Origin of the sequence: Streptomyces sp. NPDC006174 (genome assembly GCF_040614075.1) — a bacterium.
Lineage (GTDB): Bacteria > Actinomycetota > Actinomycetes > Streptomycetales > Streptomycetaceae > Streptomyces.
The window spans coordinates 784,014-797,645 of record NZ_JBEXTJ010000001.1 but is presented as its reverse complement, the minus strand read 5'-3'; the positions used below and the strand labels follow the sequence as shown (position 1 = coordinate 797,645).

The following is a 13,632-nucleotide window of genomic DNA, read 5'->3' as shown; positions in this document are numbered from 1 at the left end:
CCGGGACACTCTTCGCATCCTGTGTGCCCGGGGAAAGGACGCGATGCCATGTCGGAGGCTGCATCCACTCACGTCGCCCTGGCGAAGAGCACGAGGAACAGCGCAACCCCCAGCAGTACGGTGGACGGCGCTCTGCTGCCGTCCCTCGCTCCCCTGCTCCATGAATGGCTGCCCCGGCAGCGATGGTTCGCCGGAAAGGGCCGGCCGGTCACCGGCTTCGTCCTGGTCGCGGCCACCGAGATGCTGCCGCTGGACGGCAGCGCCGGACCCGGCCTGCTCCATCTGCTGGTCCGGGCCCAGCAGCCGTCGCCGCCGGACCGCCCGGCGGACGACTGCTACCAGATCCTCATCGGCGTACGGAGTTCGCTGCCGACCACGCTCGCCGGAGCGCTGATCGGCCGGGTGGAGCACGGACCGCTGGCCGGGCGGACCGTCTACGACGCGCTGCACGACCCGCGCCTGGCGGACCTTCTGCTGGAACGGTTCCGCGTATCGGGAACCCTCGGCGCTCTCCGCTTCGAGCGGACCGCCGCGATCCCGGCCGGGCTGCCGCCACGGGTGCTGGACGCCGAGCAGTCCAACACCTCGCTCGTCTACGGCGATGCGTACATCCTCAAGATCTTCCGCCGGGTCTTCCCGGGCACCAACCCGGATCTGGAGCTGCCGCTCGCCCTGGCCCGCGAAGGATGCGAACGAGTGCCGGCACCGGTCGCCTGGTTCGAGGCCCCCGGCCCGGAACCGCTCACGCTCGGTGTCCTCCAGCCGTTCCTGCACGGCGCCCGGGACGGCTGGCAGCTCGCGCTGACCGCGCTCACGGCGGGCCGCGACTTCGTGCCGGAGGCGCGGGCGCTGGGCCGGGCCACCGCCGAGGTGCACACCGCGCTCGCCGCGGCCCTGCCCACTCCGCCGCTGCACGGGACGCAGACCCGGCAGCTGATCGCGCAGATGACCCAGCGTCTGGAGGCCGCCGCGCAGGCGGTACCCGCTCTCGCTCCGTACGTCCCGGCCCTGCGCACCGCGTTCGACGCCGTCACGGCGCTCGGACACCGGGGCGGCGGGTGGGCGCGGCAGCGGGTGCACGGCGATCTCCACCTCGGCCAGGCGCTCCGCTCGCCGGACGGCTTCTGGTCGCTGATCGACTTCGAAGGCGAACCGGCCCGCCCGCTGGACGAGCGCCGCCGCCCGTCACCGCCGGTCCGCGATGTGGCGGGCATGCTGCGCTCCTTCGACTACGCGGCCCGCTCGCACCGCCCGTGGAACCCGGAGTGGGCGGCGCGCTGCCGGGCCGCCTACTGCGAGGGGTACGCGCTCGCCTCGGGCGCCGATCCGCGCGGCGAGCCGGAGCTGCTGCGCGCCCATGAGACCGACAAGGCGGTGTACGAGGTGGTGTACGAGGCCCGGCACCGTCCCGACTGGCTGCCGGTCCCGATGGCCGCCATCCAGCGCCTGGCCCAGTCCGCAGCGGCCTGAGCCGTACTCCCCTTCCCCTCCCTCTTCTCTCCCCTCCGACCTCTCCGAGGAGGCAGTCCCTGTGACCGCCCGCAAGCCGTCCCGCAAGGGATCCCGTAAGACCGCCGAAGCCGCCGCCCCTGAAGCCGTGAGCGTGGAGACCGCGCCCGCGCCCGTCCCGGTGGAAGCCGTCGAGCCCGCCGCGACGACGACCGAGCCCGCACCTGAACCCGCGCCCGCCAAGCGCGCCCGGCCCCGCCGTACGGACGCCGTCCCGACGCTGCCCCGGCAGGCCGGCGACGCGAGCGCCCGTCCCGCACCGGCTCTGGACCTCGCCGACCGCGGCCGGCTGCTGGCCGGTGACCACCACGACCCGCACTCCGTGCTCGGCGCCCGTCCGATCCCGGGCGGCGTGCTGGTCCGCGCGCTGCGCCCGTTCGCCCGCTCGGTGACGGTGCTGGCCGAGGACGTGCGGGCCGAACTGCACGACGACGGGGACGGGTTCTTCTCCGGCGTGCTGCCGGTGAAGGAGGTCTCGGCCTACCGCCTCCAGGTCGCGTACGACGACAACACCATCGAGGTGGACGACCCGTACCGCTTCTGGCCCTCGCTCGGCGACCTCGACCTCCACCTGATCGCGGAGGGCCGCCACGAGGAGCTGTGGCGGGCGCTCGGTTCGGAGCCGATGGTCCACCAGGGCGTGGCCGGGACCCGGTTCACGGTGTGGGCGCCGAACGCGCGCGGTGTACGGGTGAGCGGTGACTTCACCTACTGGGACGGCACGGGCACGCCGATGCGTTCGCTCGGGTCGACCGGCGTGTGGGAGCTGTTCCTGCCCGGCGTCGGCGAAGGCGCGCTCTACAAGTACGACATCTGCCGCCCGGACGGCTCGCACACGGTCCGGGCCGACCCGATGGCCCGCCGCACCGAGGTCCCGCCCGCGACCGCCTCCATCGTCACCGCCTCGCACCACGAGTGGCGGGATGCGGACTGGATGGCGCACCGAGGCGACCGCCCGGTCCACGAGGCGCCGTTCTCCGTGTACGAGGTCCATCTGGCTTCCTGGCGACCGGGCCTGACCTACCGTCAACTGGCCGATCAGCTCCCCTCGTACGTCAAGGACCTCGGCTTCACGCACGTCGAGCTGATGCCGGTCTCCGAGCACCCCTTCGGCGGCTCCTGGGGCTACCAGGTCACCGGCTTCTACGCGCCGACCTCCCGGATGGGCACGCCGGACGACTTCCGGTACCTGGTGGACGCGCTCCACCAGGCCGGTATCGGCGTCATCATGGACTGGGTGCCGGCCCACTTCCCGCGCGACGACTGGGCGTTGGCCGAGTTCGACGGACGTCCGCTCTACGAGCACGCCGACCCGCAGCGCGCCGCGCACCCGGACTGGGGGACGCTGGAGTTCGACTACGGGCGCACGGAGGTACGTAACTTCCTGGTCGCCAACGCCACGTACTGGTGCGAGGAGTTCCACATCGACGGGCTGCGGGTCGACGCCGTCGCCTCGATGCTCTACCTCGACTACTCCCGCGAGGACGGCCAGTGGTCGCCCAACGACCAGGGCGGGCGCGAGAACTGGGACGCGGTCGCCTTCCTCCAGGAGATGAACGCGACCGTCTACCGCCGTAATCCGGGCGTCGTCACGATCGCCGAGGAGTCCACCGCCTGGGACGGCGTCACCCGGCCCACCGACAGCGGCGGCCTGGGCTTCGGGCTGAAGTGGAACATGGGCTGGATGCACGACTCGCTGCTGTACGTGGCGAAGGAGCCGGTGCACCGCAAGTACCACCACAACGAGATGACGTTCTCGATGGTGTACGCGTACAGCGAGAACTACGTGCTGCCGATCTCGCACGACGAGGTGGTGCACGGCAAGCAGGCGCTGGTGGCGAAGATGCCCGGCGACTGGTGGCAGCAGCGCGCCAACCACCGCGCCTACCTGGGTTTCATGTGGGCCCATCCGGGCAAGCAACTCCTCTTCATGGGACAGGAGTTCGCGCAAGGCGCGGAGTGGTCCGAGGGCCACGGCCCGGACTGGTGGCTGCTGGACCCGACGTACGAGGCCTCCAACGACCACCGCGGTGTGCGGAACCTGGTCGGCGACCTGAACGCGGTGTACGGCGCGGTGCCCGCGCTGTGGCAGCGCGACACGGTGCCGGAGGGGTTCAGCTGGGTGGACGGCGGCGCGGCCGAGGACAACGTCTTCGCCTTCCTCCGCTACGACGCGGACGGCCAGCCGCTGCTCGCGGTCTCGCACTTCTCGCCGGTGGTCCGGCGCGACTACCGCCTCGGCGTGCCGGAGACCGGGACGGAGGGCTGGGTGGAGGTCCTCAACACGGACGCGGACCGGTACGGCGGCAGCGACGTACGCAACGAGGACCCGCTGAAGGCCGAGGCGGTCCCGGCACACGGCCGCCCGTCCAGCATCTCGCTGACGCTGCCGCCGCTGGCGACGGTGTGGTTCCGGCCGGCGTGAGGGCCTGAGCCCGGCCGGCCGCCCACGAGGGCCCCGTTCCGCGTCGGGGGCGATGCGGAACGGGGCCTCGTCTGTGGCCGCCGCTCGCGCGGGGGCCGGGCAAGGACACCCGTACCGGGGGATACGGGTGTCCTTGGTGGGGGGTGTCGCAGTGGCTTGGACGCGTCCGTCAGACCCTGGTGGGCTCGGCTGCCGTCTCGCGCGGTTCGGGGACGTCGGTGGAGGCGGCCGGGCCGCCGTGGTCGTCGTCGACCAGGGTCCGCTCGTCGAACGGGATCCGGCCGGCGAGGACCTGGCCCACGCGCTCCTTGTCGATCTCCTTGGTCCAGTGGCCGACCAGGACCGTGGCGACCGCGTTGCCCGCGAAGTTGGTCAGCGCGCGGGCCTCGCTCATGAAGCGGTCGATGCCGACGATCAGGCCGACGCCGTCGACGAGTTCGGGCCGGTGGGACTGGAGGCCGCCTGCCAGGGTCGCGAGGCCGGCGCCGGTCACGCCCGCCGCGCCCTTCGAGGCGATGACCATGAAGACGAGGAGCGAGATCTGCTCGCTCGCGCTCAGCGGGTCGCCCATCGCGTTGGCGATGAAGAGCGAGGACATCGTGAGGTAGATCGCGGTGCCGTCGAGGTTGAAGGAGTAGCCGGTCGGCACGGTGATGCCGACGACCGGCTTGCTGACGCCGAGGTGCTCCATCTTCGCGATGAGCCGCGGCAGCGCGGACTCGGAGGAGGAGGTGGAGAGGATCAGCAGGAACTCGCGGCCCAGGTACTTCAGCAGCGAGAGCAGGTTGACTCCGGCCACCAGGCGCAGGATCGCGCCGAGCACCACGAAGACGAAGAGACCGCAGGTGACGTAGAAGCCGATCATGATGATGGCCAGGGACTTCAGCGCGTCGAGACCGGTCTCGCCGACCACCGCCGCGATCGCGCCGAACGCGCCGACCGGCGCCGCCCACATGATCATGGCGAGGATGCGGAAGACCAGCCGCTGGATGTGCGTGATGCCGCGGATGATCGGCTCGCCGGCCGAGCCCATCGCCTGGAGCGCGAAGCCCGCGAGCAGCGCGACCAGCAGGGTCTGCAGCACCTCACCCGCCGTGAAGGCGGAGACGATGGTGGTCGGGATGATGCCGAGCAGGAAGTCCACGGTGGACTCGCCGGCGCCGGACGCCTGCTTCTCACCGGCGGCGCGGGCCGCCTCGGTGATGTGGAGGGTGGAGCCGGGCTCCAGGAAGTTGCCGACCAGCAGGCCGATGGCGAGCGCGACGGTCGACATGACCAGGAAGTAGCCGAGCGCCAGACCGCCGACCGCGCCGACCTTGGCCGCCTTGCGGACCGAACCGACGCCCAGCACGATCGTGCAGAAGATGATCGGCGAGATCATCATCTTGATCAGGTTCACGAAGCCGGCGCCGATGGGCTTGAGCTCGACGGCCACCCCGGGGGCCGCGAAGCCCACCAGGATGCCGAGCGCCACGGCGGCGATCACGGCGATGTACAGGTAGTGGGTACGGTCCCGTTTTTTGGCTGCCACGGCCATCGTGGGGCTCCTCGGCTCGGTCAGGGGTGTGCACCCCCGTCCCTGGGGGCTCCGGTGACTATCCACCGCCCTGTGACCCCGGTCACCCTTGCGTTCATATCGTTCACGGGCGCTTTCGAGCCACTGGGTCCAGGTGTTCCGGCGAGGCAGACTGTGGGGCATGCGCCTCCCCCGTACCCGTCCTCGCAGCCTGGCCGGCCAGCTCTTCGCGATGCAGGTCGTGCTGATCGCCGCCGTGGTGGCCGGATGCGCGGTCTTCGCCTACGTCTCCGGCTCCGCGCAGGCCGAGCAGACCGCGGCCCGGCAGGTGCGGGCGGCGGCGCTGGCGGTGGCCGATTCTCCTTCCGTACGGGAGGCCATCCGCACTCCGGACCCCTCCGCCGTACTCCAGCCGTACGCGGAACAGGTGCGCCGGGACACCGGAATCGCCTTCGTCACGATCATGGACACCGAGCGGAAGCGGTGGACGCACCCGGACGCTTCGCTGATCGGCGAGACCTTTCTCGGCCACACCGAGGAGGCGCTCGCCGGAGAGACCTTCACCGAGACGTACACGGGCACGCTCGGCCCGTCGATACGCGTGGTCACCCCGGTCCGCGACGGCGCGGAGATCGTCGGCCTGGTCAGCGCGGGCATCACGGTTGACCGGGTCTCCTCGCAGGTACGCGAACAGCTCGGCGCGCTCGCGCTGGCGGCGGGCGGGGCGCTGGCGCTCGGCGGGATCGGTACGTACGTGATCAACGCGCGGCTGCGGCGCCACACGCACGGGATGAACGCGGCCGAGCTGAGCCGGCTGCACGACTACCACCAGGCCACGTTGCACGCGGTGCGCGAGGGGCTGGTGATGCTGGACGGACAGCGGCGGATCGCGCTGATCAACGACGCCGGGCGCGAGCTGCTCGGGATCGACCCGGAGACGGAGGCGCTGGGCCGGACCGTGGACGAGCTGGCGCTGCCGGCGCCGCTGACGGGGGCGCTGCTGGCGTCGGAGGCGCGGGTGGACGAGCTGCATCTGACGGCGGAGCGTGTGGTGGTGGTCAACACCCGTCCGGTGGTGGGCGGTGAGCGGCGCGGCACGGTGGTGACCCTGCGGGACCACACGGAGCTCCAGGCGCTCACCGGTGAGCTGGACTCCGAGCGCGGCTTCACGCAGGCCCTGCGCTCGCAGGCCCACGAGGCGGCGAACCGGCTGCACACGGTGGTGTCGCTGATCGAGCTGGGCCGGGTGGAGGAGGCGGTGGAGTTCGCCACGGCGGAGCTGGAGCTGGCGCAGGTGCTGACCGACCGGGTGGTGGGCGCGGTCGAGGAGCCGGTGCTGGCCGCGCTGCTGCTCGGCAAGGCGGCCCAGGCGAACGAGCGCGGCGTGGAACTGGAGCTGGCCGAGGACAGCCTGATCGACGACGGAGCGCTGCCCGCCTCGCTGGCCCAGCGCGATCTGGTGACGATCCTCGGCAATCTGATCGACAACGCGGTGGAGGCGGCATCGGAAGGGGATTCGGTGGTGGCCGTGCCGGCGCCTCGTGCGGCTGCGCCGGGTGGTGGCGGACGGGCCCGGGTCACCGTGACCGCGCTCGCCGACGACCGGGAGCTGCTGCTGCGGGTCTCGGACAGCGGCGCGGGCATCGGGCCGGAGGAGGCGGACGAGGTGTTCCGGCGCGGCTGGTCGACGCACGGTTCCGGGCGCGGGCTCGGCCTCGCGCTGGTGCGGCAGGCGGCCCACCGCAACGGCGGGTCGGTGGAGCTGGACCGGGCGCCGGAGGGCGGCGCGCGGTTCACCGTACGGCTGCCGCTCCGGGACCGTAAGGCCACGGAGGTGACCGCGTGATCCGGGTCCTGGTGGTGGAGGACGATCCGGTGGCCGCCGACGCGCACCAGATGTACGTGGAGCGGGTCGCCGGCTTCACCGTGGCCGCCGTGGCCCACACGCGTGCGGAGGCCGTACGGGTCCTGGAGCGCACGCCGGTCGACCTGCTCCTGCTCGACCTGTACCTGCCCGACGGCCACGGGCTCGGGCTGCTGCGCTCGCTGCGGGCCGCCGGGCACGGCGCGGACGTGATCGCGGTGACCTCGGCGCGGGACCTCGCGGTGGTGCGGGAAGGCGTGTCGCTGGGGGTCGTCCAGTACGTCCTGAAGCCGTTCACCTACCCGACGCTGCGGGACCGGCTGACGCGGTACGCGGAGTTCCGGGGCGCGGCGGGTGAGGCGAGCGGACAGGAGGAGGTGGACCGGGCGCTCGGCGCGCTGCGGGTCAGCGAGCCGGCCGCGCTGCCGAAGGGGCTCAGCGGGCCGACCCTGGAGGCGGTGACCCGGGTCCTGCGGGAGTCGGCGGAAGGCGTGACGGCGGCGGCCGCCGGCGAGCGGCTCGGGATCTCGCGGATCACCGCGCGCCGCTATCTGGAGCACCTGGTGACCGTCGGCAGCGCGGCGCGCCGTCCACATTATGGGCAGGTCGGCCGACCGGAGCTCCACTACCGCTGGCTGGCCGGCGGCCGCTGAGGCCGACCGCCGGAAACAAACCGCAAGCGCTTGCCGCAAGGGCGCACGGAGACAGTGGCGGTGAAATACCGGCGGTAGGGAAAGCGCTGGTGGGACCCATGATTGCGTACCGCCCGCCCGGTTCGCGCTAGGAGGTTCCTACGAAGCGTGTTCTGTACAGAACAGACCGTAGCCAGGACGGAAATGGACTCCTACGGTGGGGCCGTGCACCCCACCCCGCCCTTCAACGCCCCCGCCGCGCGCCGTCTCCGCGAGGCACTGGGCATGGCTCCCGGACATGTCGCCTACGGCCTCGCCGCCCAGTACGGGCTCCGGGTACCCGCCGAGACCGTCGTCGCCTGGGAGCGCGGCCTGGCGACGCCCGGCGAACGCGAACTGACCGCCTTGGCCGGCGTCCTGTGGTGCGCCCCTGGCGAGCTGCTGGCCGCCGCCTCCACTCTGCGCGAGCACCGGATGAGCCGGGAGCTCTCGGTGGACGACCTGGCGCGGCAGCTCGGGATGACCGGAGCCTCGTACCTGCGGATGGAGGAGACGGGGCGCTGGAAGGGGAACGAGCGCCAGTCCGCCGCGCTGTGCCGGGCGCTCGGTCTGTCACCGGCCCAGTTCCTCACGGCGACCGGCCGCGACGAGGAGCTGGCCGAGCTGCTGACGAGTGCGGTCACCACGCGCTGGCAGGCGTACGTGCGCCCGGTGGCGAAGGTCGTCCCGCTGGACCGCGCGAAGATCCAGGACGTGCTGGAGCAGCTGCACGCCGACTACCAGGCGCTGATGGTCTCCACGCTGAGCTGGAGCAGCACGGGCCAGGAACGGTCCGGGGCGACGGGCGACGCGGGACGGGCGTTCCTGGCCCGGGTGGTGGACCAGTTCTGGCGGACGGCCGGGGTGTGAGCCGCGTGCGCGGTCGTACGGCCGGAGTGTGAACCGCGTACGTACGCGTCCGGACGTACAGGTCTAGAACACCGACTCCGCCTCGTACATCCGGTCCAGCGGCACCGTCTTCAGCTGCGTGACCGCGTCCGCGAGCGGCACCATGGCGATGTCGTTGCCGCGCAGGGCGGTCATCCGGCCGAAGTCGCCGCGGTGCACCGCCTCCACCGCGTTCCAGCCGAAGCGGGTGGCGAGGACGCGGTCGTACGCGGTGGGCGTGCCGCCGCGCTGGACGTGGCCGAGAATGACCGGTCGGGCCTCCTTGCCGAGCCGGGTCTCCAGCTCGACGGCGAGACGGTTGCCGATGCCCTGGAAGCGCTCGTGGCCGAACTGGTCGATCGCGCCCTTCGCGTACGGCATCGAGCCCTCGGCCGGGTGCGCGCCCTCGGCGACGCAGATGACCGCGAACTTCTTGCCGCGCGCGAACCGCTCCTCGACCATCTTGACCAGGTCGTCGACCTGGAAGGGACGCTCGGGCAGGCAGATGCCGTGGGCGCCGCCGGCCATCCCGGACTCCAGCGCGATCCAGCCCGCGTGGCGGCCCATGACCTCGACGACCATCACCCGTTGATGGGACTCGGCGGTCGTCTTGAGACGGTCTATGGCCTCCGTCGCGACGCCGACGGCCGTGTCGAAGCCGAAGGTCCGGTCGGTGGCGGAGATGTCGTTGTCGATGGTCTTCGGGACGCCGACCACCGGCATGCCCGCGTCGGAGAGCATCCGGGCCGCCGTCAGCGTGCCTTCGCCGCCGATCGGGATGAGCGCGTCCAGGTCGTAACGGCGGGCCAGTTCCTCGCAGTTCTCGGCGGCCTCGCGCAGCCGGTCACGCTCCAGGCGGGCCGAGCCGAGGATGGTGCCGCCACGGGCGAGGATGCCGCTGACCGCGTTGAGGTCGAGCGGCCGGACATGGCCGTCGAGCAGCCCCTTGAAGCCGTCCTCGAAGCCGATGACCTCGTCGCCGTGGCCCACGACGGCCCGGTGGACGACCGACCGGATCACTGCGTTCAGGCCGGGGCAGTCGCCGCCCGCGGTGAGAATGCCGATGCGCATCGAGGTGTGTCTCCTGCTCGTTAGTCGCGCTGTTCCAGGAGGCCGACCGAGGCGGCCCCCCTGCCCTGAACCAGCTCGATTGTCCCACGACCGGCACGGACCCCGCGCTTTCGGCCGGGCCGGGGCAAGGATCCGGCAGCGGGTAGGAGGTGTTCGGAGGCCGAAATCCTCCGGCGGGCGGTATAGCGGCCCGCGCAGGTATCGTCAAGAGGCAATGCAGGCCAACGGCCGCACCCCTCGGAGCGCCGGGGACAGCGCGGGGAGGATCCCCACGTCCTGGACGGACCGCGGGTCGCGGCACCGCACAACGACGGGAGAGCACGCGTGGCGCGCAGCGTGTACGTGACCGGGATCGACCGGGGGGACGGCCGGCAGGTCGTCGAGCTCGGAGTCATGGAGCTACTGACGCGTCAGGTGGACCGGGTCGGTGTCTTCCGTCCGCTGGTCCACGACGGGCCCGACCGCCTCTACGAGCTGCTGCGGGCCCGCTACCGGCTCTCGCAGAGCCCCGCATCCGTCTACGGCCTGGACTACCACGAGGCCTCCGCCGTGCAGGCGGAGAAGGGGACCGACGAGCTGGTCTCACTGCTGGTGGACCGCTTCCACCAGGTGGCCCGCGAGTACGAGGTGGTCCTCGTCCTCGGCAGCGACTTCGCCGCCACCCAGCTGCCGGACGAGCTGGCACTGAACGCGCGCCTGGCCAACGAGTTCGGCGCCTCGGTGATCGCGGTCGTCGGCGGCAAGGGCCAGACGGCGGAGTCCGTGCGCGCCGAGACCCGTAACGCCTACCGCGCCTACGCCGGCCTCGGCTGCGACGTGCTGGCGATGGTGGTGAACCGGGTCGCGCCGGAGGACCGGTCGGTGATAGCGGAGCGGCTGGCGGCCCGGCTGCCGGTGCCCGTCTCCGTGCTGCCGGACGACCCGGCGCTCTCCGCTCCGACGGTCGCGCAGATCACCGCCGCGCTGGACGGCACGGTGCTGCTCGGCGACGACTCCGGACTGGCGCGGGACGCGCTGGACTTCGTCTTCGGCGGTGCGATGCTGCCGAACCTGCTGAACGCGCTGACGCCCGGCTGCCTGGTGGTGACGCCCGGCGACCGGTCCGACCTGGTGGTGGGTTCGCTGGCCGCGCACAGCGCCGGGACGCCGCCCATCGCCGGCATCCTGCTGACCCTGAACGAGCGGCCCGGCGAGGAGATACTCACGCTGGCCGCACGCCTCGCACCCGGGACCCCGGTCGTCTCGGTGGCCGGCGGCTCGTTCCCGACGGCGGCCGAACTCTTCACGCTGGAAGGGAAGTTGAACGCGACCACGCCTCGTAAGGCGGAGACCGCGCTCGGCCTCTTCGAGCGGCACGTGGACACCGGCGCGCTCCTCGAGCGGATCTCGGTGGCGCGCAGCGGCCGGGTCACGCCGATGATGTTCGAGCACGAGCTGCTGGAGCAGGCCCGCTCCGACCGCAAGCGCGTGGTCCTGCCCGAAGGCACCGAGGAGCGCGTGCTGCGCGCGGCGGACGTGCTGCTGCGCCGGGACGTCTGCGACCTCACACTCCTCGGCAACGTGGACACGATCCGCAAGAAGGCCGCCGACCTCGGCATCGACCTCGCCGAGACCCAGATCATCGACCCGCACACCTCCGAACTGCGCCAGGCCTTCGCCGAGCGGTACGCCGAACTGCGCGCGCACCGCGGAGTGACGGTGGAACTGGCGTACGACGTGGTGTCCGACGTCAACTACTTCGGCACGCTGATGGTGCAGGAGGGCCTGGCCGACGGGATGGTGTCGGGCTCGGTGCACTCCACGGCCGCCACCATCCGTCCGGCCTTCGAGATCATCAAGACCAAGCCGGACGCCTCGATCGTCTCGTCCGTCTTCTTCATGTGCCTGGCCGACAAGGTGCTCGTGTACGGCGACTGCGCGGTCAACCCGGACCCGAACGCCGAGCAGCTCGCGGACATCGCGGTGCAGTCGGCGGTGACGGCGGCCCGCTTCGGCGTCGAGCCCCGGATCGCGATGCTCTCGTACTCCACCGGCACCTCCGGCTCCGGCGCGGATGTCGACAAGGTGCGCGAGGCGACCGAGCGGGTACGGGCCGAGCGGCCGGAGCTGCGGGTGGAGGGGCCGATCCAGTACGACGCGGCCGTCGAGCCCTCCGTCGCGGCGACGAAACTGCCGGAGTCGGAGGTGGCCGGCCAGGCCACCGTCCTGATCTTCCCGGACCTGAACACCGGCAACAACACCTACAAGGCCGTGCAGCGCTCGGCGGGCGCGGTGGCGGTCGGCCCGGTGCTCCAGGGGCTGCGCAAGCCGGTCAACGACCTGTCGCGCGGCGCGCTCGTCCAGGACATCGTCAACACGGTGGCGATCACGGCGATCCAGGCGCAGAGCGAGGAGCGCCCCGCATGACGACTTCCTCCATCCCCCAGCACGAAGGTACGGCCTCTGTGGAACCGCATCGCGTCCTCGTCCTCAACTCCGGCTCGTCCTCGGTGAAGTACCAGCTGCTCGACATGCGCGACCGCTCGCGGCTCGCCTCCGGCCTGGTCGAGCGGATCGGCGAGGAGACCTCCCGCCTGGTGCACACGCCGCTGGCCGGCGGCGGCGCCGAGCCCCGGGAGCGTACGGGCAAGATCGCCGACCACGACGCGGCGCTCAAGGCGGCGGCCGAGGAGCTGGCGGCGGACGGCCTCGGCCTGGACTCCCCCGAACTCGCCGCGATCGGCCACCGGGTGGTGCACGGCGGGCTGAAGTTCTCCGCGCCGACGGTGGTCACCGACGAGGTGCTGAAGGAGATCGAACGCCTGGTCCCGGTGGCTCCGCTGCACAACCCGGCGAACATCACCGGCATCCGTACGGCGCAGGCGCTGCGGCCGGACCTGCCGCAGGTGGCGGTCTTCGACACGGCGTTCCACACGACGATGCCGGAGGCGGCCGCGCGGTACGCGATCGACGTGGAGACCGCCGACGCGCACCGGATCCGCCGCTACGGCTTCCACGGCACCTCGCACGCGTACGTCTCGCGCAGGACGGCCGAGCTGCTGGGCAAGGCGCCGGAGGACGTCAACGTCATCGTGCTGCACCTGGGCAACGGCGCCTCCGCCTCGGCGGTCGCGGGCGGGCGGTGCGTGGAGACGTCCATGGGGCTGACCCCCCTGGAAGGGCTCGTGATGGGTACGCGCTCCGGGGACATCGATCCGGCGGTCGTCTTCCACCTGAAGCGGGTGGCGGGCATGTCGACGGACGAGGTCGATGTCCTGCTGAACAAGAAGAGCGGGCTGGTCGGGCTCTGCGGCGACAACGACATGCGGGAGATCCGCCGCCGGATCGAGGAGGGCGACGAGCAGGCCGCGCTCGCCTTCGACATCTACATCCACCGGCTGAAGAAGTACATCGGCGCGTACGCGGCGGTGCTCGGCCGGGTGGACGCGGTGGCGTTCACGGCGGGGGTCGGGGAGAACTCGGCTCCGGTGCGGGAGGCTGCCATCGCGGGTCTGGAGGAGTTCGGTCTCGCGGTGGACGCCGGGCTCAACGCCGTACGGTCCGGTGAGCCGCGGCTGATCTCGCCGGAGTACGCACGGGTGGCGGTCGCCGTGGTGCCGACGGACGAGGAGCTGGAGATCGCCGACCAGACGTTCGCGCTCGTCGAAGGGCCGTAGTCCACGGTTCGGACAGGTCGACAACTGAGCAC

The 13,632-nt window shown here is 72.0% G+C and carries 9 protein-coding genes; 7 read left to right on the top strand and 2 right to left on the bottom strand.

Translation table 11 applies throughout. The features are described from left to right. Window positions 1-48 precede the first annotated feature (48 nt). Both ABZ267_RS03630 and glgB read left to right on the top strand, forming a co-directional pair. Window positions 49-1,470, top strand: coding sequence for a maltokinase (locus tag ABZ267_RS03630; protein ID WP_356748119.1), 1,422 nt, complete (start codon window positions 49-51; stop codon window positions 1,468-1,470). 61 nt (window positions 1,471-1,531) lie between these two features. Beyond that, window positions 1,532-3,934, top strand: coding sequence for a 1,4-alpha-glucan branching enzyme (gene glgB / locus ABZ267_RS03625; RefSeq protein WP_356748117.1), 2,403 nt, complete (start codon window positions 1,532-1,534; stop codon window positions 3,932-3,934). A gap of 169 nt (window positions 3,935-4,103) precedes the next feature. Here glgB and ABZ267_RS03620 read toward each other — a convergent pair whose 3' ends face one another. Beyond that, a complete protein-coding gene (locus tag ABZ267_RS03620; protein WP_356748115.1) occupies window positions 4,104-5,471 on the bottom strand; it encodes a cation:dicarboxylase symporter family transporter in 1,368 nt (455 codons plus the stop codon). Between the two features lie 160 nt (window positions 5,472-5,631). On the opposite strand from ABZ267_RS03620, the gene ABZ267_RS03615 reads away from it, so the two are divergent. From ABZ267_RS03615 to ABZ267_RS03605, 3 genes are all read left to right on the top strand, one after another. Beyond that, the gene (locus tag ABZ267_RS03615) at window positions 5,632-7,296 is read left to right on the top strand and encodes a sensor histidine kinase (RefSeq protein WP_356748113.1); all 1,665 of its coding nucleotides are present in this window, start codon (window positions 5,632-5,634) and stop codon (window positions 7,294-7,296) included. Next, window positions 7,293-7,967, top strand: coding sequence for a response regulator (locus ABZ267_RS03610; RefSeq protein WP_356748111.1), 675 nt, complete (start codon window positions 7,293-7,295; stop codon window positions 7,965-7,967). The genes ABZ267_RS03615 and ABZ267_RS03610 overlap by 4 nt, the downstream gene beginning before the upstream one ends. Before the next feature lie 183 nt (window positions 7,968-8,150). Beyond that, entirely contained in the window at window positions 8,151-8,855 is a 705-nt protein-coding gene (locus ABZ267_RS03605; RefSeq protein ID WP_356748109.1) for a helix-turn-helix transcriptional regulator, read from the top strand. Window positions 8,856-8,918: 63 nt separating this feature from the next. Here the strand turns inward: ABZ267_RS03605 and ABZ267_RS03600 are convergent, their stop codons facing one another. Then, entirely contained in the window at window positions 8,919-9,944 is a 1,026-nt protein-coding gene (locus tag ABZ267_RS03600) for an ATP-dependent 6-phosphofructokinase (protein ID WP_356748108.1), read from the bottom strand. 324 nt (window positions 9,945-10,268) lie between these two features. Here ABZ267_RS03600 and pta point away from each other — a divergent pair, with 324 nt between their 5' ends. Together pta and ABZ267_RS03590 are read left to right on the top strand one after the other, a co-directional pair. Further along, the gene (gene pta, locus ABZ267_RS03595) at window positions 10,269-12,350 is read left to right on the top strand and encodes a phosphate acetyltransferase (protein ID WP_356748106.1); all 2,082 of its coding nucleotides are present in this window, start codon (window positions 10,269-10,271) and stop codon (window positions 12,348-12,350) included. Further along, window positions 12,347-13,600, top strand: a complete 1,254-nt coding sequence (locus ABZ267_RS03590) for an acetate kinase (RefSeq protein ID WP_356748104.1) — start codon at window positions 12,347-12,349, stop codon at window positions 13,598-13,600. The genes pta and ABZ267_RS03590 overlap by 4 nt, the downstream gene beginning before the upstream one ends. Window positions 13,601-13,632 lie beyond the last annotated feature (32 nt).